Origin of the sequence: Paenibacillus sp. FSL W7-1332 (genome assembly GCF_037969785.1) — a bacterium.
Lineage (GTDB): Bacteria > Bacillota > Bacilli > Paenibacillales > Paenibacillaceae > Paenibacillus_AQ.
The window spans coordinates 4,226,358-4,251,899 of the sequence record NZ_CP150209.1 but is presented as its reverse complement, the minus strand read 5'-3'; the positions used below and the strand labels follow the sequence as shown (position 1 = coordinate 4,251,899).

The 25,542-nt window shown below is 51.8% G+C and carries 20 protein-coding genes; 17 read left to right on the top strand and 3 right to left on the bottom strand.

The genetic code is table 11. The features are described 5' to 3' along the window. Positions 1-3: 3 nt before the first annotated feature. A complete protein-coding gene (locus MKX98_RS18965) occupies positions 4-183 on the bottom strand; it encodes an H-type small acid-soluble spore protein (protein WP_194543134.1) in 180 nt (59 codons plus the stop codon). Between the two features lie 11 nt (positions 184-194). Next, positions 195-365, bottom strand: coding sequence for a hypothetical protein (locus tag MKX98_RS18960; protein WP_194543133.1), 171 nt, complete (start codon positions 363-365; stop codon positions 195-197). A 147-nt stretch (positions 366-512) separates the two neighbouring features. Here MKX98_RS18960 and MKX98_RS18955 point away from each other — a divergent pair, with 147 nt between their 5' ends. From MKX98_RS18955 to MKX98_RS18935, 5 genes are all read left to right on the top strand, one after another. Continuing rightward, positions 513-1,499 (top strand): phosphotransferase, encoded by a 987-nt coding sequence (locus MKX98_RS18955; protein ID WP_339217814.1) that lies wholly within the window; start codon positions 513-515, stop codon positions 1,497-1,499. 35 nt (positions 1,500-1,534) lie between these two features. After that, positions 1,535-2,173, top strand: coding sequence for a hypothetical protein (locus MKX98_RS18950; RefSeq protein ID WP_339217812.1), 639 nt, complete (start codon positions 1,535-1,537; stop codon positions 2,171-2,173). 125 nt (positions 2,174-2,298) lie between these two features. Continuing rightward, a complete protein-coding gene (locus MKX98_RS18945) occupies positions 2,299-3,033 on the top strand; it encodes a class I SAM-dependent methyltransferase (protein WP_339217810.1) in 735 nt (244 codons plus the stop codon). A gap of 180 nt (positions 3,034-3,213) precedes the next feature. Then, positions 3,214-3,759 carry an RNA polymerase sigma factor gene (locus MKX98_RS18940; protein ID WP_339224523.1) on the top strand — a complete coding sequence of 182 codons (546 nt, stop codon included), beginning with the start codon at positions 3,214-3,216 and terminating at the stop codon, positions 3,757-3,759. Continuing rightward, a complete protein-coding gene (locus MKX98_RS18935; protein WP_339217809.1) occupies positions 3,756-5,054 on the top strand; it encodes a hypothetical protein in 1,299 nt (432 codons plus the stop codon). The genes MKX98_RS18940 and MKX98_RS18935 overlap by 4 nt, the downstream gene beginning before the upstream one ends. Before the next feature lie 230 nt (positions 5,055-5,284). Here MKX98_RS18935 and MKX98_RS18930 read toward each other — a convergent pair whose 3' ends face one another. After that, the gene (locus tag MKX98_RS18930) at positions 5,285-6,886 is read right to left on the bottom strand and encodes a sialidase family protein (RefSeq protein WP_194543128.1); all 1,602 of its coding nucleotides are present in this window, start codon (positions 6,884-6,886) and stop codon (positions 5,285-5,287) included. A gap of 131 nt (positions 6,887-7,017) precedes the next feature. On the opposite strand from MKX98_RS18930, the gene MKX98_RS18925 reads away from it, so the two are divergent. The 12 genes from MKX98_RS18925 to MKX98_RS18870 all read left to right on the top strand — a co-directional run bounded on the left by MKX98_RS18925 (position 7,018) and on the right by MKX98_RS18870 (position 25,454). Further along, complete coding sequence (locus tag MKX98_RS18925) at positions 7,018-8,073, top strand: GntR family transcriptional regulator (protein WP_339217805.1); 1,056 nt, start codon at positions 7,018-7,020, stop codon at positions 8,071-8,073. A gap of 275 nt (positions 8,074-8,348) precedes the next feature. Next, on the top strand, positions 8,349-9,425 hold the full coding sequence (locus tag MKX98_RS18920; RefSeq protein ID WP_339217803.1) for a GntR family transcriptional regulator: 1,077 nt from the start codon (positions 8,349-8,351) through the stop codon (positions 9,423-9,425). Between the two features lie 118 nt (positions 9,426-9,543). Further along, positions 9,544-10,926, top strand: a complete 1,383-nt coding sequence (locus tag MKX98_RS18915; protein ID WP_194543125.1) for a sugar ABC transporter substrate-binding protein — start codon at positions 9,544-9,546, stop codon at positions 10,924-10,926. 101 nt (positions 10,927-11,027) lie between these two features. Continuing rightward, a complete protein-coding gene (locus MKX98_RS18910) occupies positions 11,028-11,921 on the top strand; it encodes a sugar ABC transporter permease (RefSeq protein WP_339217801.1) in 894 nt (297 codons plus the stop codon). 11 nt (positions 11,922-11,932) lie between these two features. Then, positions 11,933-12,769 carry a carbohydrate ABC transporter permease gene (locus MKX98_RS18905; protein ID WP_113058931.1) on the top strand — a complete coding sequence of 279 codons (837 nt, stop codon included), beginning with the start codon at positions 11,933-11,935 and terminating at the stop codon, positions 12,767-12,769. A 5-nt stretch (positions 12,770-12,774) separates the two neighbouring features. Then, entirely contained in the window at positions 12,775-15,255 is a 2,481-nt protein-coding gene (locus MKX98_RS18900; protein WP_339217798.1) for a family 43 glycosylhydrolase, read from the top strand. Positions 15,256-15,292: 37 nt separating this feature from the next. Further along, entirely contained in the window at positions 15,293-17,059 is a 1,767-nt protein-coding gene (locus MKX98_RS18895) for a sugar-binding domain-containing protein (RefSeq protein WP_339217796.1), read from the top strand. Between the two features lie 394 nt (positions 17,060-17,453). Then, entirely contained in the window at positions 17,454-19,571 is a 2,118-nt protein-coding gene (locus MKX98_RS18890) for a family 10 glycosylhydrolase (RefSeq protein WP_339217795.1), read from the top strand. Then, on the top strand, positions 19,558-20,547 hold the full coding sequence (locus MKX98_RS18885) for an ABC transporter permease subunit (protein ID WP_339217794.1): 990 nt from the start codon (positions 19,558-19,560) through the stop codon (positions 20,545-20,547). The genes MKX98_RS18890 and MKX98_RS18885 overlap by 14 nt, the downstream gene beginning before the upstream one ends. Before the next feature lie 69 nt (positions 20,548-20,616). After that, positions 20,617-21,498 carry a carbohydrate ABC transporter permease gene (locus MKX98_RS18880; protein ID WP_339217793.1) on the top strand — a complete coding sequence of 294 codons (882 nt, stop codon included), beginning with the start codon at positions 20,617-20,619 and terminating at the stop codon, positions 21,496-21,498. A gap of 147 nt (positions 21,499-21,645) precedes the next feature. Then, complete coding sequence (locus MKX98_RS18875) at positions 21,646-23,196, top strand: extracellular solute-binding protein (protein ID WP_339217792.1); 1,551 nt, start codon at positions 21,646-21,648, stop codon at positions 23,194-23,196. A 152-nt stretch (positions 23,197-23,348) separates the two neighbouring features. Further along, positions 23,349-25,454 (top strand): hypothetical protein, encoded by a 2,106-nt coding sequence (locus tag MKX98_RS18870; protein WP_339217791.1) that lies wholly within the window; start codon positions 23,349-23,351, stop codon positions 25,452-25,454. The last annotated feature ends 88 nt before the right edge of the window (positions 25,455-25,542 follow it).

The window sequence follows — 25,542 nt, the reverse complement described above, 5'->3', positions numbered from 1 at the left end:
TACTTATGGATGCTCGGTGAGACTGGATAAAGGGACGGTCATTTCCTGCTCCGAGTTTCCGATCGGATAGACGCGGGCAGTTTCATCCTCATTGACATGCTGGATAAAGATAGGGGTATCCTGATAAGTTACATTTTTCATAATGGCCGATTTCGAAATTTCAATCGCTCTTTGTTTGTTCATGACATAGCTCCTTATTTTGAAGGGTCTTTCAATGGATCAACCCGGCGTTGAGAGGCTTTTTTTATGTCTTGATCCAGTTTCGATTGTCCTTGAATGTCTTCGGCAGCCTCCATTTGATTATTCAGCTGTTGTTCTACTTGTCCAATCCCGTGCGCTTCTTGATGCTGTTTACTCTTCGCCAAAACGATCCCTCCATGTTGTGATAACTTTGTAATCTCTGCATTACTACAATGCACCAAACGAATCGAACTTATACGGCTGTTTGCGTGCGTTCGCGAAGGGTATCTTCCGAAATCATAAGGATCTTAATAAGAATGGAGGCATTATGAATGGCAAGCTCGAAGATATTGCTTCAAGCCGCGGAATCTTTTGAATTTAATATAAGGACGTTAATCTTCCTGAGCAACTCGACCAATGAAGTATATCGTTTTACTAAGGGTGATCAATCCTATATCTTGCGGTTATCTCAGAAATCACACGAGTATGCACCGAAGATCAGGGCGGAGATGGATTGGCTTTATTACTTAGTAAAGAACGGTGTACGTGCTTCATTACCCATTCATACATGTAATCATGAATCAATGGCCGTGTTCTATGATGAAGATAAGTGGTATATCGCAACTGCTTTTCACGAGGCAGCAGGTCGTTTTTTTGATAAACACAATGAGCAGTTATGGGGCCCGAAGATATTCAGGAATTGGGGAGAAACCATGGGAAGGATGCATAGACTGTCGACATCATATGAACCACCTGACATCCTTGGGAAGAGAGACACCTGGAGTAGAAGAAGTATGAATAATCCTCATCTGCAGCGAGGCCATTTCTATATGCTTCTTGAAAAATTGATTTCCATGGAAAGTACGATTGATTCACTGCCGAGGGGGAGCGATTCGTTTGGACTGATACATCATGACTTTCATCCGTATAATTTTTTTATCAACAACAGTGAAATAACGGTCTTTGACTTTGACGATAGTATCTATGGCTGGTTTTCGTTAGACATTGCAATAGCAGCCACTCATGCCGTTTGGTGGGGAGTGCATGCAGAAGATCGTGTCACCAAAAGCAGGTTTGCCCAACAGTTCTTGCATGAATTCCTCATGGGTTACGAGAAGGAACACCAGCTCTCCGAATACTGGAAACGAACAATCCCCTTGTTTATGGAGTATAGAAATATTTGTTCTTACTTCTGGTGGTTAAGTGAATGGAATGGTGATGAGAGCAGCTTTACAGAGGACCAACGGAATGCAATAGACCACGCTGTTAAGCTGATTGAAAGAGGTTTGCCTTTTGATGGCTGCGATATTCAAGTGTAGCACCGTCGATAGCATAGATTAAAGGAGGTAGTGCATTGAGATTTAAAGCGTGTATTTTGATTGTCTTCATGATTCTAACGGGGTGCTTTGCAGGAACCAAAGAGCAGATCTCACCTGAGAACAATTCGGCAGCTGCCGAGATCCAATTGACACCCGTGGATTTGTTCCAAGGGGAAGCAGCGAAGTTTAAGTTATTCCTCGGTCCGATGACGGGTGCATTTACATTAAAGTATGAGGGAAATAAACCTAATGTCAGCTTGGATATTGATATTTGGAAGAACGGGCAGAAGGTAGATTCGGCAGGGTCGATCGGAGATTTGTTTTACAGTTCGGACGAGCAAAAGGACAGCAACGAAATAGAACTTATTTTATCCGTTGACTTGGAATCCATAGAAGGTCACGAGGAGTCCAGAAAGATTAAAGTCAACACCAATTCTCATTCGGGATCAAGCCTGACTACCTTTACCATTCCTTGGGACAAAACGTTGATGGCACAAGGATTGATTCAGGATACGCGCCCACGTTCGTTTACGATCGATCAGCCAGTACATGTATTTGGCATGCATACTACAAGTTCTAATGAAATACATACAGCGGACCTTACAACGGATTCGTTAAGAAAAACGGAGTGGGCACTTGTGTTCACCTTGCGTCTTGATGAAGATATGGAATAAACGGTTTGAGTTAGAATGATTGATCCAAGATCACGTTTAAAGCAGAAAAAAGTCTGGCGTTGAGAAATGTAAATAGGCTCAATATAATGGGGTGGAATTACAAAAACGTGAAGGGGAGATTTAAGTTGAAGCAAAACAAGTATGACGATCAGGGATTTTTTGAAAATTACAATCAACTCCCCCGTTCCATCAAAGGATTAGAAGGTGCAGGAGAATGGCGTGCCTTTCGATCGATGTTTCCGGATCTTAGTGATAAAAAGGTGCTTGATCTCGGCTGCGGATTCGGGTGGCACTGCAGGTACGTAAGAGAACAGCATGCGAGGTCTGTGGTCGGGGTGGATATCTCAAGGAACATGCTGGAGAGGGCAAGATTGATGACCGATGACACGAATATAGAATATGTGCAGTCCGCAATAGAGGACTATGACTACCCTGCTAACGAGTTTGATGTCGTGATTAGTTCGCTTGCACTTCATTACATTCGTGATTTCGAGGATATCTGTAAAAAGGTATATCAGAGTCTAACGGTTGGAGGTTCGTTCGTCTTTTCAGTTGAACACCCAGTGTTTACTGCTGTGGCCGAACAAGATTGGTATTATAGCCCGGACGGGAAGAAGCTGCATTGGCCTTTGGATCACTATCATGAGGAAGGAGGACGTCAATCTAGATTTCTTGATCATGATGTTACCAAGTACCATCGGAATATAGCCACACAGCTAAATGCGTTAGTGAAAACCGGATTCCAGTTTAGGGAAATGTCTGAACTTAAACCAGAACGCGAGCAGATTGAGGATCCGGAATGGCATGACGCATTAAGGCGCCCCATTTTCTTATTGATCGCCGCAGATAAGCAGGTCTGACTAGCTTGAGCAAAATAAACAGAGGGACACCTAAACAGGTGTCTTTTTTGGTTCACGAGGAGAATCGGTTAAGGTGACGGTCATTCATTATGAAACGCCGGATAATATTCATTGGAATTCGGGAACTTTCATCGACCTTAAGGAGTCTGTTTTGGTAAGGGGGCGAACAGCTTGAGGGAGATGCAGATGCAGCATTCTGCGGAACTGAATATGTCGGACATACGGATGCTGATGGAATTCTACGGTGAGGATGTCTGGAATTATGCTTACGTGATCACCAGAAATACATATACAGCAGACGATGTCGCGCAGGATGTGTTTATTAAAGCTTATCAAAAGGTTGCTTTCTTTCGCGGGGAGGCTTCCGTCAAAACCTGGCTGCTTAAAATTACTAGAAACACAGCGCTTTCTTATCTGAGACGAGCGTTTTTGCGCAGAGTGGTGCTGATCGGCGATCATTCGCCGGGTGATGGACTGAACGGGACGACGTCTTCGCCATCTGCCGAGTCGGAGTATTTGAAACAGGAGGAAGCGGATGAGCTGTGGCAGGAGGTTCTAAAGCTGCCCGGTAAATTTCGAGACCCCCTCGTGTTGAGAGTGCATCATCAGCTATCCATAGAGGAAATATCCGGCATTACCGGTCTTTCGCCAGGGACGGTAAAGTCTAGAATTTACAGAGCCAAACAGAAGGTTGCAGCCAGATTCGGAAGGAGCGAACGACGATGAATGAATGGAAGCCGGATTGGAACCGGAGGCTGGCCAGACCCCCTTTTAAGAATCGGCGCTTTGGGGCTGACATGATGGAGGCCGTGGAGAAACGGCTTAAGGTTGTTGAAAAAAATCGATCCCGCTTTGGATGGAGCCGAGCCGCTGTGGTTATCGTTCCAGCTTTGCTGCTTGTGCTCGGCGTTGGGGTCTGGTTCGGAAACCAGGCCCCATCTATTCCCCAACCGGTAGCTCCAAGTCCAGGTAATCCAGTTATACAGGGAGGAGGAACGTTTGAATCCAGCTTCTTACTTGGGGGTGGAGGCGACTTCGATTGGTGGAACCTTGCGAAAAATGAAGTCAAACAGGCTAACGACCGTACGATTGTGACACTGGCCGCAGCACTCTTACAGCGAGAGCTGGGCATCTGGGGAGGCCCATCGCCTGACATATGGGAGCATTCCGAGGTGAAATGGCCGCTTGACCGCTATGATGTGTCCAGCCCTTGGGTGTATGAAGTGCACGTAAAGGAGATAAACGCAGAAGAAGCACAAACTGTATATCAACTTCGTCTGCTGCTGCGGGATTCGATTCCGATGACGTATGAGGAAACGATAGACGTTACCATCCGTAACGATTCACATAAAATCTCGCTTATTGAGCAAATAGACATAGACGAAACGGGAGCGCCTATGAATGAAATCAAGGCTCAGGGGAATACCGTGATATTAAAGGAGGATGCGGAGATTGGCCTGAAGATTACAGGAACTCTGGTTCAAAAAGAAGGGATGATCCGCTCCATCCACGTTCAGTATGGCGACATGGAACACACCTTTCATGATTGGAAGAATGTGAGCAACGAAACCTACTATCCGGACGTTGCTTTGCTGCCTGCAAAAAACAACAAGGAGGATGTCCTTGCAATCATTTTGACAACCGGTTACGGTACCAGCATTAGAGAATCGGAGTTGAAACTTCTGACAGAAAATTTTAGACAAGTGATGTCAGCCGATCCGGTGCTTGCGGTAAAATCCAGACTTAGCTATAGTGCGACAGCAGAAGCGGGAAAACGGATCTTTCAATTCACGCTGGACGGGGTAACTCGCACATTTGAATATATGGAGGAAGACGCGGGATTTTGGCTGGATCAGCCCGCGCTTGGCAACATGGTTAGGTATTACGTTGAGGGAGGCATCTTATATGCATCGGTGCCGATACAGGTTTCGCCTGGCGAATTCCCGGTCGCGGTCCGGCTGCGGTACGAATACGACGGTACAGCGTTTCTTGTGTCGGAAGCCATGTATGGAGAGATGTAAGCCGGCGAGATCAAGGGATGATCATTCATACAACGAATATTGACATAGGGCATGAAGCAGATTTATTTGCTGACTATAATGAGAAGGGGCCGTCCTATGTCATCTATGATGACTTATGGACGACCCTGGAACTAAAATAAAACCAACTTTAATGCATCCTTAACTGCTTCCATCGTTGAATGGATTCAGTTCATTTAGACGATTGATTTTAGCCGGAAGTTATATTCCTGTCAGTTTCGGAAGAACTCGACCTGATCGATATCCGCCCATTGGGAAGAGGACGAATTGGATACGTAAAATCCGATCGTTGCCTTTCCGCTCGTCACTTGAATATTGGATATCGTGACAGGCGTCCACGCCGTCGTCACCGGACACCCGGTTTGAAGCATGCTGCCTCCATACTCCTTCACTTCCATGACACAGCTGTTCTGGCCCCCGCTGCTGCGCATGCGTGCTCGCATCGTATACGTGCCGTTATCGAGACCGCTAATCGTCTGTCCGACATATGCGGTCGAAGGTCCGCTTGTGCCTGCGAGACCGACAAAGTATGAGCCTTCGGCAGCGGGAAGTCCAACGCCGTCATTGGCTCCATGAATAAGAATCCGATTCGGGTAATCATCGCCGTACGTAGTCCAGCCCGCCACATTGGCTGTTTCAAAGCCGGGATTGTTAACCAGATTGGTTTGCGGCGGTGTTACGGTATGCCCGAAGCGCAGATAGATGCCGTTTGACGGATAAGTTGCGCTGGTGACGGCAGCAACACGAGTGGAATCAACGGCCATTAGCGCATTCCAGTTGGAGGATTTCGTATCAGATACCGGAAACACGTTGGTTTTGTACTGCCATGACGCGCCGTTATCGGAGCTGATCATCGTAAACATCGATGAGTAAGGATCCCCCGTGTTGGCGCTGCTTTCATCTGTTTGGAATGCAGCCATAAGACGACCGTCGGCGAGCTTAACGACGAACGGAGCGCCCGCTTTTTTGCCATTGCCGCTGGGCACGTACATCGTTTGACGGGGAACCGACCAATTGAAGCCGTCCGGAGAAATTTTATATTTGATGACAAAAGGGTGGCCGGCAACGTCCGAGGATTCGAAAACGGTTATATACCGCCCGTCGTTCATTTGCGTGATGACCGGCATGCCGTCGCGGGAGCCGGCGGCAACTCCGTCACTGACCGTGATCCGGCTGCCCCAGCCGCTTCCGTTCCAGGTCTTCATATACAAATTTTGCAGGCCGGTCGTTCCGACCGCTGCCGGACTGTCGTCCGCATAAAGCACGGCAATCGTGCCGTTGATCATATCCAAATGCGGCTCCCACAAACCTTTAAAGCTGGAGGCGGTTGAACTCCCGATCAATCCGCCCGGTAAATCGCTCCAGGTGTGACCACCGTCGAGACTTCGCCGGACATTAAGCTGGATCTCATAGGTGGAGCCATTCTGAACGACCTGCCGATAGGCTAACCAGATTTCCCCGCTCGGCAGCCTTAACATTTGACCGTTCCCCACATTGCCCGCGGTGCTTGAGACAGCTGTGACCGGAGTGCTCCATGTATAGCCACCGTCCTGCGTTCTGGAGACCACAATGCGCGTGTTGCCACCGCCAGCGTTGGTGTCGAAGGATACGAGCCACTCGCTTGGCGTAAGCTTGAGCAGCCTTGGGTACCATACACCTCCCGATGGCGGCGTATAGATGGCAATCTGCTGCGAAGCCCATGCCATGCCTGATGAAGCGGCATGAACCGGCGACAATGGAATTGCCGTTAGAGCAAGTGCAAGCATAACAATGAACGAAAGTGGTTTCTTCCAGAAGCCTGTGTTCCGTTTCATATGCAATTAACCTCCCAACCCGAATTAGAAAGCGCTTTCTAAAATGGATTGTATCGTAATTAATATCATTTAAGATATACTAAATATATATTATTTTTCATTCGGGACTGACGTAAAAAGAGAGGTCAGACATGGAGCAACCGTTATATAAACGTATTCAGAACGATATACGCCAGCGCATTCAGAGCGGAGAGTTGCAAGCAGGAGCCTTGATACCTTCGGAGAAGGACTTGGCCCAGCGGTACGGTGTAAGCCAGATTACATCCAAAAACGCGCTCAACGGTTTGGTGGAGGAAGGCTTGTTAGTGCGATATCGGGGAAAGGGCACCTTCGTTCGGGAGCTGGTCATTCCGGAAGAGCCGCATCTACAGTCGGGTACGAAAAAGACGATCGCGATTATTATGCCGACGATGAAAACCAAGATCGACCAGCAGCTGCTGGACGGTCTGGAACGCTATTGTACGGATAGGGGATACGATCTTGTGATTCGCATTACACGCGAGTCACAAGAGGAAGAATACCGAGCGATCAAGCAGTTCCAGGAACGAGGAGTCGACGGGTTCATCATTTTCCCTGTCGAGCAGGAAAGCTACAATAACGCGATTCTGCGCTTGTCGCTCGACCGGGTTCCCTTGGTGCTTGTTGACCGTTTCTTGAAAGAGATCAAGGCGTACAGCGTCAGTTCGGACAATTATGCAGGCGTTCGGGAAGCTATATCCAGTCTGCTTGCTGCTGGGCACATGCGCATTGCCTTCCTGTCACCGGAAATTACAAATTCGGTTACGGACGAAAGAGCCAAAGGCTTCGAGGCCGCTTTCATGGAACAAGGCTTGCCTATAGATAAGACACTGTGGTGCATGCTGGATTTGGAGACCATAGCAGAGGGGAACGGACAACGGGAGGTCGTTCGTTTCCTGAGCGAACAGCGCGATATCACTGCCGTCTTTGCCGTTAACGCGGAATTGGCCCGCTATGCCCATTATGCCATTCGGGAGATTTGGAAGGGGGCGGGGAACGAACCTCAGCTGGCCGCGTTTGACGATCCGGATCTTGATGGCATTCCTTTCATCCGTCAGCGATTGGATGAAGTAAGTCGGCGTGTCGTCGATTTGCTGTCGGAACAATTGTCCGGTACGCACGAGCCAAGGCGTGAAGTCGTACCAGTCCAGTGGATAAGGCCGGAATGATCTCGACTTCACCTAGTACAATTTAAGAATCAATGAAATAGCCCGCCAAGAAACGGTCTGAACTAAGTTCAGACCGTTTCTTTTTTTGAAGATATCAGAAAGTATAAATTTCGAAGCTTGGGCATTTCCCGATATCGCAAGAAAAAGATCTTATAAAGGCAGTCAGACTCCTTTACGAATCCTCTCGATTGATGTTTTAGTCATTTACAAAAGCGAAGTTATATTATAATAATATACTAAATATACTATTTAAATTATAAAGGTTGTGATGGGCATTGAAATCTCTGCCGCTATACAAAAAAATACAGGAAGATATCAAGCGGCTGATCGCTATCGGCAAGCTGCGGGAAGGCGACCGGGTCCCTTCGGAGAAGGAACTGTCCGAACGTTACCGCGTCAGTCAAATTACAAGCAAAAATGCGCTGGTTGGACTGATGGAGGAAGGCTTGCTCGTCCGGATTCAAGGCAAGGGCACCTTTGTCATGAGCAAGCCGGAGCACGCCACGGCGATTGATCAGTTGGGAGAATGGACGGCAGGTCCGGGCAAAAGCGGGCGGATCGGGTTAGTGCTGCCGACGATGAAAACGAAAGTGGACCAGCGTTTTTTGGATAACATCGAGAAATATGCGTCTGCCGCAGGCTATGAAGTGATGCTGAGAATTACGCGCGAATCCCAGCTCGAGGAATCCAAGGTCATCTCGTCCTTTCTCAAGCAAGGGGTGGACGGCATGATCATTTTTCCGGTTGAAAACGAGACCTACAACGATTCGATTCTGAGGCTCTCGCTGGACCGTTTCCCCTTCGTTCTGATCGACCGGTTCTTGAAGGAGATCAAGACGTACAGTGTAAGCTCGGATAACGTAAACGGCACAAGGGAAGCCGTTGAATATTTGCTTAACAAAGGCCATTCGTCTATCGCGTTCATCTCTCCCGAAATTACGAATACGGTGACGGACGAGAGGGCCCAAGGGTTTGAGCAGGCATTTCTGGAGCATGGATTGTCGATCGACAAAAGCTTATGGTGTCTCCTCCCGCTGGATGAGATCGCATCGGGTCAATCCGTCGAACACATCAGAGTGTTTATAGATGACAATCCCCATATTACCGGCATCATTACGGCCAATACGGAGCTGTGCAGAAATGCCTATAAAGCGGCAGTTGCATCGCGTAGGCAGGTGCCGGACGAACTGGAGCTGATCACGTTCGATCCGCCGGATTTGCCGAATGTGCCATACATCCGCCAAAACGAGGAGGAGATGTGCAGGTTGACCGTAGAGCTGCTAATTGAGCAGATCGAAGGGGCTTTTGAGGCGAGAAGAATCGTGGTGCCGGTCATGCTGGTGAAAGAATAAGGGGAAAGATCGAAGAACAAATTTTATACTAAATATAGTATATAAAATTATATTATTATAAGTTACTATGATTTCGTAAAGCGCTTACACCACATCTTTTAAAGAAGAGGGGAATCGCATGAAATCGAAGAACAAATTCGCAGGCATGATCATGCTGCTGCTGATGTTCGCGTTAACCGCTTGCAGCGGCGGCAATGGACCAAATGACGGGGCTGCACCAACCACCCCGGACACTTCGTCACCAGGCAATGAAGCTTCCGCCGGGAAGGACCCTAAAGAACCTGTAACGATTGAGTTTATGGGCCACGGCAATCCGAACGAAAAAAAGATTTTCGAAAAGCTGATCGCTTCCTTCGAGGAGAAGAACCCGCACGTCACCGTTAAATACACTTCGGTACCGCCAGGCGAATACTCGCAGAAGATGACGACGCTGATCAGCTCCGGCAAGGTTCCGGACGTATTCTACGTCGGGGGACCCGAGTTTTACCGCTTCGCGGAAGCCGGAACGCTTCTCAACATTCAGTCTTATCTGGATAAGACCTCGTTGTTTAATCCCGATAACGTATGGAAGCAGGCGATGGACCGCTACCGCTTTGACGGCAGTAAGGTTGGCGCCGGAGATGTGTACGGACTGCCGAAGGACGTAGGACCATGGTCATTTGTCTATAACAAGGATTTGTTTGACGAAGCGGGGGTGCCTTACCCTTCCGCAACGGCAGGGGAATGGACCTGGGACGACATGCTGGAAGCAGCCCAAAAGCTGACGGTCGACGATAACGGCGACGGAAAGCCCGATCAATATGGTGTAGGCGCTTACAGCCTGGAATCGGCGGTGTGGGGCAACGGCGGTGAATATATCGATTACGCCACCGGCACGGTCAAGGTGAACGAGCCCGAATTTTATGAGGCGATGCAATTTGTTGCTGACCTGAACCTGAAGCATAAGGTCAGCCCGAATCAGGAAGCCGAGCAAGCGATGAATGCTTATACCCGCTTTATTAACGGCCAACTGGCGATGTTTGCGATGGGCCCTTGGGATCAACCTGCATTCTGGGAGCTGCCTTTCGGTTGGGACATTGCGGCGTGGCCGGCAAGCCCGAATACGGGAGAAACGGCGACCTGGCTCGGCTCGATGGGATTTGCCGTTTCGGCGAAATCCAAACACCCGCAGGAAGCGTTCGACTTGGCGGCCTTCCTGTCCCTGGATGAGCAAGGGCAGCGCGAAAACTACCAGCTCGGTCAAGCGGTTCCTAATCTGATCGACATGGCGGAAGGCGAATTTAAGGAAATGGACAAAGGACCTCAGACACGTCAAGTATTCCTCGATATTATCCAAGATTACGGACGTCCGGACGTGGTAGCTTTCTCTAAGGATACGCAATGGATGGATATGTTCAACCAGAACGCGAGCAAAGTATGGAACGGTGAGATGTCGGCGAAAGACTTTACGGCCCAGATCCAGCCGAAGATGCAGGAGCTGTACGACAAAGGCAATAAATAATGCCGTCAGTGCAGGTGGCGTCAATTATTCATATCGGCGCCCCCCGCCGTACGGATATCCTGTCATGTCATAACGAAATACAGGCGAAGGTGGAATGAAATATGGGTACCAAGCTTGGCGGGTATCACAGAAGAGAGCTGGCGTGGTTGTATCTGTTTGTCGCTCCGCCAGTTCTCGGGTTTCTTTTGTTCGGCCTTGTGCCGATCTTGTTCTCGATCTATATCAGTTTTCACAAATGGGATATGCTTACCGATCCGCAGTGGACGGGGCTCGCAAACTATAAGGATCTATTGAAAGACGAGAAAGTGTTCAAATCGTTGTACAATACGGTCTATTTGATGATCGGCATTCCGCTCGGCATGATACTGTCGATGCTGCTGGCCATATTGATGAACCGCAAATTCGCCGGCATCTCGTTCATGCGAACGATCTATTACCTTCCGGTCATATCGCCGATTATCGCGGTATCCCTGCTGTGGCAGTGGATTTTGAATCAGGATTACGGATTGCTCAACAACTTTCTGTGGGAAACATTCGGCATCACGGGGCCTAACTGGCTGGGCAAGCCGGAGTGGGTGAAGCCTTCGCTCATCCTGATCGGGCTGTGGAGCGGCATCGGCGGGAACATGGTGCTGTATCTTGCAGGATTGCAATCGATCTCCTCGACGTATTATGAGGCTGCGGAAATCGATGGCGCTGGTGCATGGCACAAGCTGACGCGAATTACGATCCCGCTGCTCACGCCGATTCATTTTTTTGTCATCGTTATGGGCATCATCGGTGCGTTCCAGTCATTCAGCCAGATTTACGTGCTTGCGGTGGATGGCGGACCGGAATACAGCGGCGCTACGGTCGTCTACTACATTTTCCAGCATGCGTTCGAGTACTTCAACATGGGCTATGCCAGCGCGGTGGCCTGGGTACTGGGCATTCTCATCTTTATCGTCACGCTCATTCAATTTAAGCTTTCCAATCGATGGGTTTACCAAGACTAGGGGGGAAATCTGTGAAACGGGAAAAAATGACGGACCTCTGGTCGCTGCTGCTGTTGTTATGCGGTTCGATCTTTATGGTCGCACCGTTCATATGGACCATATCGACCTCGTTAAAGGATCGGCGAAACGTATTTGAAATTCCTCCACAATGGATTCCCGATCCGTTTACGTTCGACAACTATGCGAAGGTTTGGCTGGAGTCGCCCTTGCTGCATGGATTTATGAACAGCTTGATCATCGTGGTGATCGTCCTGACGATCGGGATGCTGATATCCGCGATGTCGGCCTATGCCTTTGGCAAATTCGAATTTCCTTACAAAGGCATGCTGTTCATGGGTTTGCTCGGGACGATGATGATTCCGTATTCGGTCGTTATGATACCGCAGTATATCGGATTCTCCAGGCTGGATTGGGTGGATACACTGCTGCCGCTCATCATACCTGGCCTGTTCGGCAACATCGTTGTCATCTTTTTCATCCGCCAATATTTGCAAAGCGCGATGCCAACGGAATTGATTGAAGCGGCGAAGATCGACGGCTGCAGCTTTCCGGGCATTTTCTTCAAGATCGCGCTGCCGATCATGAAGCCCGCGCTCGCCGCCCAAGCTGCCCTCGGCTTTATGGGCATCTGGAACGATTTTCTCGGTCCGCTGATTTACCTGCATACGCCCGAGAAGCAAACGATTCAAGTGCTGATCGCTTCCATGCAGGCGATGTACATTGGCCAGTCGGATTATCCGATGATCATGGCCGCCGCCATCATCGCCATGGTGCCGGTGATCATCGTGTTCTTTTTTTGCCAACGATACTTTATCGAGTCGATGGCAATCAGCGGAATCAAGGGGTGAGACACATGCCAATAAGTATGCCGCGCCTGTCGAAGATCGTTTGTTGTCTTGGCATGTTAGGATTAGCGGCCGGATTGGCATTGTCGGGATGCGATTCAAGAACGAAACCGGAGGCGGTCGATTTGGACATTTACAACGAAAAGATGTACGCCAATCCTTTTCCTTCCCTAGAGGAAGAATGGGAGGATTACGGCAATGGTGACCCGTATATACTGCGGCATGACGGCCGCTATTATCTGTATGTAAGTACAAAGGATCACCGGACGGGCATCAAGGCGTGGATATCGGACAATCTGGTTGATTGGAGGTATGCGGGTCTGGTGACGGAGGATCCCGTATCGACCGGCGCCTACGCACCTGAAGTGATTTACTGGAACGGCTGGTTCTATCTCTACACGTCTCCGGCAGGAAAGGGGCATTATGTGTTTCGCAGCGAATCGCCGACAGGCCCGTTCGAACGGATCTCCGACAACGTTGGGATGAGCATTGACGGCTCGGTATTTATCGACGATGACGGCTCCTGGCTGTTCACCCATGCTGGTTCGTCGGGCATTGTCGGCGTTCCAATGGATGATCCCGCCGAATTCGGGGTGGGCCAGACGATCCCAGGGCCCTATCTGGGGCATTGGACGGAAGGGTCCATGATCATCAAACGGAACGGAACCTATTACATGACCTATACCGGGAATCATGTATTCAGCAAAGGCTACCGCATTCATTATGCCGTGTCGCATGATTCGCCGCTAGGTCCGTACACCATTCCGGCCAACAACCCGCTCGTCATCAGCACTAAGCCGGACTTTTACGGGCTTGGCCACAGCTCGACGGTAATGGGGCCCGATCTGGATTCCTATTATCTCGTCTATCATAACTTGACGGGAAGATCCCAGGAGGGCCCGCCCGTACGTCGGATGAACATCGACCGGCTTGTATTCAACGGAGACAAGATGGAGATTCTGGGGCCTACGAATTACGATCAGCCCGTCCCGGGAGGGCCGGTCTTTGCTGATAGGCTGGACGCAGAAGCCATCGATCAAAGCCTCTGGGAAGCAGCGGATTCAGGAGGAAGTGCACAAATCATTAGCAAGGTGAGCACGGATGGAGTCTTTACTGCCGAATATAACTTGGTTCCATCGAAGGCCCCCGTTGCCGCGTTGTTTGCGTATCAGGACGCGAATCAATACGAGTTCGCCGAAATCGATCCGGAGCAAAACGGGTTATCCTTAGGCAGAATGCAGGACGGCAGCCGCAAGGTGCTTGCCACGGTGGAGCTTCCCGCAGATACGGATTGGTCCAAGCTGCACACGATTCGCGTCGAGTGCGGAGAAGATCGGCTGCGCGTTTATCTGGACGGCGTTCTGAAGCTGGATCAATCGGCGGTACCGTTCGGACCAGGTAAAATCGGTTATCGATACCAAACCGGCGAGCCGAGCTTTTCGTATACGGCATTCTCGAATCACGCCTCCGGCAGCAGCGACTTCGAAACGGCCAAGCCGCTTCCCGGCAGCATGGAAGCCGTGCACTACTTAAGCGGTGAAGGCAGAGGCTTCTCGGTCCGCCACCCATCGGAAGCAGGCGCATGGCGCGGTTCGGACGGTACGGCGATTAAGATGGCTGAGGATGGAAGCTATTCGGTTTCGCTGACGGATAAAGGCGACTGGTTGCGTTATGCCGTGAACGTGTCGGAATCCGGAACGTATGCGCTGGACCTGACGGTCAAGGCCGGAATGGGGCCGACATCCTTCAAGCTGCTCGTGGACGATAAGAAGGTCGAAAACTATAAAGTTGACGGCAGCCATTACTCAGGTAGCGCTAGCGAACCTTGGGTTAAAATTCGGGCTGGGTCTCTAAAGCTCGAAAAGGGATTACATAGCCTTGCCATTCAATTGGACAGCGACCATACGATGGAATGGAAAACGATGGACTTCGAGCTGGTCGACATGCAAACGTTCAAATTGGAGAATCTTCTGGAACAAACAAGCTCCGAGGATGTTCACGGCCAATGGATCGAAACGGACGGCGGGTATGCCGGCGCGGCCAATTCCGATGCCAAGATGTATGGCGGAAGCCCCCTTTGGACCGATTATCGCATCCGAACGACCGTGAAGCTGGGCGACGATCCGTCCGGTCAGGCGGGTGTGCTCTTTCGAGTGACTAACGAGTCGGATTTCCGGGATCAAGTGAGTGATTCGCTGATGGGATATTTCCTTGCGGTCAGCGCTACGAAGCTTGAGTTGTACAAACATAACTACGATTCCGAATTGCTTCACAGCGTCAAGGTTTCGCTTGATGCAAACGAGCCGGCAAGTTTGCGAATTGAAGCGGTACGAGGCACGATTCGCGTATATGTGCAGGACGGGGAAGAGCCGATCCTGTCATATGATGATCCCCGGGCATTCATGCAGGGGAGAGTAGGCCTGCGATCGGTTCATGCGGAGCAGATCGAGCTCGGCGACTTAACGGTGGAATCCATGGGTACGAAATAGAAACGATAAACTAACAGAAGATGGAGAGTGGAACATAATGTCTAGCTCGCACAAATATATTAAAGACTATCCCAGACCGCAATTGGTGCGTGAAAACTGGGAAAATCTGAACGGGGAATGGGATTTCCGTTTTGACGATGCATGGGAAGGGGAGAGCGGCAAGTGGTACGACCGTCTTGAAGCCGACCGCAAAATTACGGTCCCCTTCGCGTTCGAGACGAAAGCAAGCGGCATTGCGGATGAATCATTCCATCCCTGCGTATGGTATGAGCGGATGGTTGCCATACCTGCCAAGGAAGCAGGCAAACGTATCCTGCTGCATTTTCAAGCGGTCGATTACTCGGCGACCCTATGGGTCAACGGACACAAAGTCGGCACGCATGAGGGCGGATACGCAGCCTTTTCCTTTGACATTACCGAAGCGGTTGAGGTCGGCCGGGAGAACCGGATTACCGTTCGAGCCGTGGACAGCAACAGCTGTACCCAACCGCGAGGCAAGCAGCGGTGGATGCAGGACAACTTCGGCTGCTGGTACGTGCAGACGACAGGGATATGGCAGACGGTATGGATGGAGTATGTGAATCCGATTCATATCAACCGGGTAAAAATAACGCCGGAGCTGGAACGCGGGTCGGCAAACTTCTGTTACGAACTGGGTAACGCTGGGGAGGACTACAACGGATTGACCCTGCAGACCATCATCCGGTTTGACGGTAAGCTGATCCGGTCGACGGAAACGAGCGTAGAGCGCGGCACCGTAGCAGTTGACGTGAGCGTTGTTAACGAGGCCGTGGGCGAGTGGAAGATCAAGCCGTGGCATCCGAACCATCCGAATTTATACGACGTCGAGATGATTCTGAAGCAAAACGGAAAGCCGGTCGACACGGCCTATTCTTATTTCGGCATGCGGAGCATCCGGATCGTAGGCGATCAGGTCATACTGAATCATACGCCGATCTATCAGAGACTGCTGCTGGACCAGGGCTATTGGAACGATACGCATTTGACGCCTCCATCGGAGGAAGCGCTGCTGGAAGACATCGACAAAACGCTGGCCCTCGGCTTTAACGGTGTGCGCAAGCATCAGAAGCTGGAGGATCCCCGGTACTTATATTGGTGCGATCGCAAAGGGCTGCTGGTATGGTCGGAGATGCCGTCAACCTACGAATTCGGGGACGATGCGGTTGAGCGATTCACGAATGAATGGATGGCTGTCGTCCGACAGCATTACAATCATCCTTCCATCATTGCATGGGTACCGTTCAACGAGTCCTGGGGGATAACTGACATCGCCACCGACCGCAAGCAGCAGCAATTTACGGAGTCGATCTATCATTTGACCAAGGCATTCGACCAGATGCGGCCGGTCATCGTGAACGACGGCTGGGAACATACGATTTCGGATATCATTACACTCCACGATTATGAAGAGATAGGCGCTATGCTGGAAGAGCGATATCGGGACAAAGACGCGCTGTTGGGCAATAAATTCGCGCATAACACGCATCGTTATCCATTCGCGCAGGGGTATGGCTATCGAGGCCAGCCTGTGATCATCAGCGAATACGGCGGCATCGCCTTTACAAGCGAAGAGGGCTGGGGCTACGGCAATCAAGTTCGTAACGAGGACGAATTTTTGAAGCGATACGAAGGAATTACGCAAGCGATTAAAAATTTGCCATACGTGAGCGGATTCTGCTATACGCAAATTACGGACGTTCAGCAGGAAGTGAACGGCTTGCTGACGATCGAGCGCAAACCGAAAGTGAATATGGAAGCGATTCGAAGCATTAACCTGGCGTAATCGAAGTCGGAGACGTATTTCGGCTATTCACGCATGATTGAAAAAAAACTCACCCTAGGGTGAGTTTTTTTTCGTTACGAGTATAAAGGAAAAACATACTCAGCGTTTGGATGTTTAACCGTAAACTCGATCGATCATGCAAGCATAATACGCCATACAGAAAATGTTGGAACGGGACATTTATTGCGGTTTTCCTGCAAAACAAGAAATGACCAATAAGCTCCTGCTCCTTACTTCGCGGCACTGTCAGGTATAAGGGAACTCGCGTTGGATTACGCCCCATGCGCGAATCGGACATATTTTTCCTTACGTGTTCATGCAAGAATTGTCCCTGTTCTGCTGCCTTCAGCACCATTATGGTAGACGTACACCATAAGCAAAGGAGGGAATGCTGATGAAATGGTGGTCAACGAACCGTCTCCGATTGATTCAAAATAATCTTCGCGAGACGGACGCCAATATGGATGTGGATCTTTTGATTCGGGAACTCAAGTCGTTTCAAGCGAATGTGCTCATGATGAATGCCGGGGGCATATTTGCGTTTTATCCATCATCGCTTATGCATCAATATGTAACGCCTTATTTAACCAAGGACCTTTTGGGGGAAGCGGTGGAAAAAGCCCATGCTAACGGATTGCGATTTATTGCGCGGTTCGATTTCAGTAAAGCGCACGAATCGTTGTGGTTGCGGTATCCGGAATGGTTTTACCGGGACCGGCAAGGGCGGGAGGTCAATTATCACGGCATCGTTCATACGTGTCTGAATGGAGAATACCAGCAGGTGAAGTCGCTGGAGAGCATTCAAGAAGTGTTGGAGCGTTATCCGGTGGACGGGATATTCTTCAATATGTTCGGCTACCAGCATTGGGATTACAGCGGAAATTTCTATGGGCCTTGCTATTGCCCAAACTGCCGCTTGCGGTTTCGAGAAGTGACCGGCGAAGATTTGCTGGCGTATACCGGGCCCAAACATCCGATGCACGAGCTGTACCGTTCCTTCCAGGAACGGACGGCAAGGGAAGTACTGGAGCGCATCCACGGATTCGTGAAGTCGCTCCGGCCCAATGTGGCCATCAGCACGTATCACCCGCACCGGGTCGATATCGTCCGCAAGGAATCGAATACGTCGCTGACAAGGAGCGGCCCGCCTTGGCTGTATTCAGCCTCGGAGAATGTCGCGTCTATACAAGACAGCTGGGATGACAAGCTGATCAGCAACTGCAGCATTAACGCCATCGACCTGACCTACCGGTTCACAGGAGTATCCGAGAATGAAAATGCAATCCGTTTATATCAAAGCATCGGAAGCGGATCGGGGCTGGATTTCTGCATCATCGGGGCATTCGAAGGATACCCGGACCAGGCAAGCTTCGAAACGGTGAAGGATATTTTCCGATACCATGCGGAGCACGAGGAGCTGTTCGGACAGCTCGGCTCCATGGCTGAAGCGGTGCTCGTCAAGCCAGCGGCCCCCGAAGCGGCAGCGGAGTATCACGGTATGTTTAAAATGTTAAAGGAAGAGCACGTCCTCTTCGAGGTGGTGATGGAAGAGCAACTGGTGGCCATGGAGTCCAAACTAATGCATATGCGAGCAATTATTCTTCCCGGCGTTCAGGAATTGTCGGTGGCGGCGGCGCGAGCGCTGAATCGGGCGATGGATGCCGGCGCGGTGCTGGTCGCATCGGGAACGGCGCTGGAGCGGCAGCCGGAGCTGCTTAAGGAATGGTTCGCGGCCTCGTTCACCGGCGTGAAACAATCGGAGCCGGGCGCTTATCTGGACGTTTCGGACAAGTCACATTTCCCCGGATTTGCCCATGGCAGGGACTGGATCGTCGCCGGAGGAAGCTTTGCCCGCGTTGCCTTTGACCCGGATACGACCGAGTGCCGATTGCCATTCATCGAGCCGTCCACGTTCGGGCCGCCGGAGCGTGCTTACGGCCACCGCACCGGAACAGATTACGGTTTGGCGCTGCACAGGCGGGTCGGCAAGCAGGGAACGGTCCGAATCGGCGTGTATATGCCTTGGAATCCCGGCGAGCTCTACTATCGTCACGGGTTTGAGGACTACAGGCAGGTAATGGCGGACGTGCTACATGATATCTTGCCGAATCGGGTTGCTACTACGAACGCGCCTCCATGTCTAGAGTTGTTCATTCACCGTTTGAAGGAGGGCGGATGCCTGGTTCAGCTGCTGAATCTCTCCGGATATAACGGGACGACCTTTATGAATCCGCTCCCGTTATATGATGTTCAGGTGGAACTGACCGTTGATCGTGTGGACGAAACCGCTGCAGCGAATGCTTCGTGGTCTTGGCCGCAAAAGTGGCGGCTGCCAAGAAACACGGAAGCGAGGGGCAGGCTGCTCCGTGCCGATTCCGATGCGCTGGTGGAAACCTCGCAAGATCGCGTGGCGGTGACGCTGCCGCAACTCGGCCGTTATGAAGCGATTTGGCTTCAGGCCGTGCCTGTCGGCGATCGAAAGGAGCTGATCTCCCGCGATGCCAAAGCTTAAATCTGCTAAACCTGCCCAAGGAGCCGGACAAGGGGCGGGCGGGGTCATGAAGCCGGGCCTAACGCTTCGCCCGGGCAGTCTCGCATCCCGCATCGTCAAGCACCGCGTCATTTATTTGCTACTGCTGCCCGGGCTGCTCTTCTTCTTGCTGTTCAAAGTCGCGCCGATGTGGGGGCTGCTCCTGGCCTTTAAGGATTATAATCCGTTTCTCGGCTTTGCTGGAAGCGAATGGGCGGGATTTAAGCACTTTGCGGATCTGTTCTCGAGCTCCAACTTCTATATCATGCTGCGGAACACGTTTGCGATCAATATGATTGCGCTGATCTTCCATTTTCCGCTGCCGATCCTGCTGGCCCTGATGCTGAACGAAATCCGGCATGAGAGCTTCAAGCGTCTGAACCAGTCCATAGTTTACCTGCCGCATTTCCTGTCGTGGGTCGTCGTGGCCAGCATGACGTTCTTCCTGTTGTCGACGGACGTGGGGATCATCAATAAACTCATCGCCGAAAGCGGCAGGGATACCGTTTCCTTTCTGTCCAATCCGAATTACTTCTGGGGACTGCTGACGGCGCAAAGCATGTGGAAGGAGGCCGGATGGGGAACGATTATCTTCCTGGCGGCCATGGCGGGCGTGGATCCCCAGCGCTACGAAGCCGCCGTCGTAGACGGGGCGGGCCGATTCCGACAGATCTGGCATATCACGCTTCCGGCCATCCGGCCAACGATCATCATTTTGCTCATTCTTCGGCTGGGCAGCATGGCGGACACCGGCTTCGAGCAGATTTTGCTGATGATGAATCCGCTGGTTCGTTCGGTGGCGGAGGTGTTCGATACGTACTCCTACACACACGGCATTCTTCAAGGGAAGATAAGCATCGGGGTGACGGTCGGCATGTTCAAGGGGCTGGTGGGGCTCGTCCTGATCGTGGCCGCCGACAAAATCGTAAAGCGGCTCGGCCATGAAGGGATTTACTAAGCCTCCAATTACCCGATTGCACCGCGTCTGCAGTATACCCATTATGCTAAACGAAAGGGGGAATTCCGCGTGAGCTTCGTTATCCGAAAAAAAGGGCTAAGCTTGTTGGATTGGGTCAACTACAGTCTAATCACCTTGTTCTCGGTCGCATGCTTGTTTCCGTTTCTATACGTGTTCAGCGTTTCCTTTACGGATCCCGAGGTCTATGTTCCGCTTAAATTTTATTTGTTCCCCGAGCAGTGGTCCTTGGAGTCCTACAAGTACATTCTATCTACCAATAGCTTTATGAATGCGTTTAAGAGCACCGTTTTCATTACGGTCGTCGGTACCGCGCTCAACATCGTCGTGTCCTTTACGATGGCCTACGCGCTGACGAAACGGTCCATGCCTGGCAACCGCTGGGTAATGGGGCTCGTCATCTTCACGTTGGTGTTCAGTCCGGGCATCGTGCCTAACTATCTGCTGGTCAAGGAACTAGGCCTGTTGAATTCTTACTGGTCGATGATCTGGCCGAGCCTGACCAACGCCTGGAGCTTGATCGTTATCAAAAGCTTCCTGGATTCGCTTCCATCCGAATTGGAGGATTCCGCGAAGATGGACGGCTGCTCGGATATGGGCGTGTTTTTGCGGATGATTATTCCGCTGTCGATGCCGGCGATCGCCACCTTCACCCTGTTCTTTGCGGTCGGGCATTGGAACGCCTATTTTAACGCCTTGATTTACTTATCGGATTCTAGCAAGTGGACGCTACAGCTGTTGATTAAAACACTGGTCATCGATTCCAATTCGGTGGCGGTGGCCCAGGCCGGGGCAAGCGACGAAAATGTGGTGCCGCAGGAGACCATCCGGATGGCCTCAATCGTACTCGCGATGGTACCGATCCTGGTTGTCTACCCGTTTCTGCAAAAGCATTTTGCCAAAGGAGTGATGCTGGGTTCCATCAAAGGCTGATGAAGGAAACGGCGCATGGATGCCCTCTGCATCGGATATGCGGCTGGTTGGATTGAAAGCGTTATCCTCCCGCAAAGACGGGAAGGAGACAGGACTCTGTTTCAAGAACAATAGATGGATGATGAGCATCCATAAGGAGGGGTTTACATGAAAATTACATCAAGTAAGGGAAGCTCGTACAAATGCTGGACGTTCTGGCTCGCAGCCCTCATCACTGTCGTCATGCTGGCCGGATGCGGCGAACAGGCGGGTGAGAAGCCGCAGACGGCTGGGGGACCGGAATCGGAAGACACGGGCGGCAAGCCGATGACGATCAAAATGTTTGCCGGTCTCTATAACGAAATCCCCGACATGAATAATGATTTTTGGAAGGAATGGGAACGCCGTACCAACGTCAAGCTGGACGTGGAATGGGTGCCGTCGGGCGATTTGGACACAAAGCTGGATTTACTTCTCGCTTCCGGAGATTTGCCCGAGGTCGTGGCTTATCAGAACCCGATCCGTCCCACGCTGATTACGGCGATTCAGAACGGCGCGTTTTGGGATTTGACCCCTTTCCTCGGGGATCTCAGCGAATATCCGAACTTGAAAAGTAACCTTGCGCCAGATGCACTGAAATATTTGTCGGTGGAGGGAAGTATCTATGCGGTGCCGCGGTCCCGATCTAGGATCGACGGCGGGTTGAAAATACGAGAGGACTGGCTTAAGCAGCTGAACATTCCGATCCCTACCGATTTCGACGAGTATAAAGAAGCGTTGAAGAAGATCGTCGATGCCGATCTGGACGGCAACGGGAAGAAAGATACGGTAGGTCTCCTATATATCAATAACCCGCCCGCATCGTTCCAGGCTGGTTTCGGCGTATACAATCCGAGCTATACCGATGACGGAGGGCTGATGAGTCCGTCCCTTACGCCTCAGTACGTCGAGATGGTGGAATGGCTGCGCGGTCTGTACGAAGATGGCCTGATGTCCAAGGAATATGCGGTCATGAAGGAAAGCCAGGCGGAGGAGCTCTTCAAGACGAACCGAGCTGCTTCCTATGGCCGTCCGATCTGGTGGGATCATGAATGGGAGCAGGCGATGAAGAAGTCCGGTCAGCCGGATGCCAAAATCCTGAACGTGACCTTGAAGGGACCGAAAGGGGATTATGCGGTCGGTCTGGAAACCGGCGTAGCCGGCGGGTTCTACATCTCCAAGAAGGTGCCTGAGGAGAAGGTGAAGCAGCTGCTCAAATATTTCGACCAGACGGCGTCCCAGGAAATGACCGATTTTGCCTATTACGGCATTGAAGGCGTCCATTACACCGAAAAGGACGGGCAGAAGGTGCTGACGGAACAAGGGGTCAAAGAAGTCAATACGACGAGCAAGGGAGCGGGCGTACTGGCTTATGCCAAGTGGGGCAAGGTGATCAGCGCTTCCGGCGATAAAGCCTTTAACGATGCCAAAATCAAAGAGGTGGAAAATTACGACGAGATCGGAAAAATCGACCACTATCGCGTCATCACGTCCGATGGCTGGCGCAGCACCTGGCCTAAATACAGCGACGAATATGCTTCCATGGTGACAAAGGCGATTGTCGGGCATATTCCAATGGAGGAGTTCCGCGCATACGTTGATCAGCTGAACAACCAGCCGGACATTCAGGAAGCGTACCAACAAATGGCCGAAGCATACAAGCAGTTCAACGGGGAGTAACGGACAGTCGGCTCGGACGGTCTCGCATTTTGGAGCGAATATGTTGAAGAACGGGAGGAGACAGCATCGTTGAAGTCTCTGTTCAAACCGGCTGTCTCCGCCTTGTGAATCGACCGTTTGTTGCCAGTTTGAAATGAGAAGGAGGTAAGGCAATGACGAAGGTTAATGAGGAACGCTTCTGGTGGCACAAGCCGCTGCGCGTCATCCAGCCCAATATGCAGGTCCAGAATACCGCCTGCATCGACCCCCCACGGCTTGCCGCGCAGCTGAAGGAGATGGGGGCGAATGCGATGGTCTTCAATACAGGCGGCATATATGCCTGGTATGACACGCAGGTTCCGTACCATACCGTGAACGGATATCTCCCTGAGGGGCGCGATTTGCTCGGGGAGCTGATCACAGCCTGTCACCGTGAGGACCTTCGCTTTATCGCCAGGTTCGACTTTAGCAAAGCGGGTGACAGTGCGTATCTCCGAAGGCCGGAATGGTTCGTCCGCAAGGAGGGCGGCCGCCCGGAGATCATCGGGGCTGAACGGCCCGGACCGTGGCCGCTCTTGATGTCCACCTGCATCAACGGCGGCTACCGCAATGCGGATGTCGCCGCTCCGGTGCTCCGCGAAGCGTTGTCGCGGTATCCGATCGATGGCATTTTTTTTAACAACCCCGGTTATGTGTTCTGCCGATGCGAGCGATGCAGGCGTAAATACGCGGAGCAGTACGGCAAGGAATTGCCGGATTCCTCGCGGGAGCTGGAGCCGGATTTCGCGGCGAGATGCTTCGATGACAACATGGAAGCGATGTATGACCTGATCAAGCGGGAGAGGGCAGAGGTGCCCATGATTCTATACTACAACCTCCACCGCGACGATCTGTCGAAGCGCGTTCAGATCACTGACATGCTGTGCACGGAGCCGCAGGACGTACTCTCGCTCGGCCATGCTCGGATCCCCGAATTCTGGAAGCCGGCGCTCAGCATCAAGGTGGGGCGGTCGGTTCCCGGCAGGCCGGCTCCGTTTGGCATCGTGCATTCCTGCCCGGGCATGGACTGGCGTCATACCGGCCTTCCGGTAGCGGAATACCGCTTCTGGCTGGCTCAAATTCCGGCCAACGGCGGTCAGATCTGGCACTCCGTCACGGGCATACCCGATACGATCGAAGACCAGCGGATTTTGAAAACCGTAGCCGAGCTGAATCATCATGCCGCCAAGCTGGATGCCTATATGGACGGGGCCGTATCGGCTGCGGAAACCGCCCTGCTCTGGAACGAGCGCGGCGAGGCGCAGAGCTGGGCCGAAACGCTGATCAACCGGCAAATCCCGTTTGACGTACTGCTCCCGCAGAGCCTGCACGATTGGGATCTGAGCCGGTACCGGGTGGTGTTGGCCCCTGAAGGAACGGAATTCACCCCTTTGTTGCTCCATGACTTGCGTAGCTATGTGTATGGCGGCGGACAGCTGCTTGCGGAAGGTCCCCTTCCTTCCGTTGTCGCCGATGCCGCCGATGCCGGCGTCAAGCCGCTCCATGATCTGCTCGGCATTTCGGCCGAAGTCTTCGCAAGCGAATACCTGACGGCCTCGTATTTGCGGTTTGAGGAACTGCGGGGGAAGGGCAATCCGCTGCAGCAGGGAATGGAACGGACCGCGCTGATCGCTCACCGCGGCCATGTCGCTTATGTTCAGCCGTACAGTGAAGCGGTTCGGGTACTGGCGACGCTGGTGCCGCCGTTTTCTCCACCGGAAAGCGTGGGAGCGCCGCCGGAGCGGGCTTCGCTGCCCGTTTCCCGCACCGATCTGCCGCTGGCTTTGGAGCATTCGTGGGGTGCCGGCCGCGCTATGTATTTCACGTTCTCACTGGGTGTGCTTCTTCGCGAATTCAAGCTGCCTGAACACGAGATGCTGCTGGCTAACGCGATCGATCATTTGCTCGATGGGAAGCCGCAGCTGTCGGTAACGCCGTATCCTGGACTGCAGGCGACCCTCTTCCGAAGCGGCAGCGATCTGCTGCTCCACTTCGTGAACGGAGCCGGCCGCAGGCCGCTTGCAGCGACGATTCCTCTGCATAATATCGAGGTCCGGTTGAGACCGGGGACTAGATGGCCTACAGGGAGCGGCTTTAAACTGGAGATGTTGATCGGCGGAGGCAGTATAGAAGGATTCGCAGTGAACGACGTATTGAACTTCACCCTGCCGCGGCTGGAGGTTTGGGAGTGCATTCGGATCCCGCTGAATCCCACCGTTACCGCTGTTGGGGAAGGATAGAGGAAGCGGGAGGACGAAGTATAACAGGTGTAGGATCATCCGTAGAGAGTTGCGGATGCACAGTGATCCGCAGGGCAGTTCCTGCCGC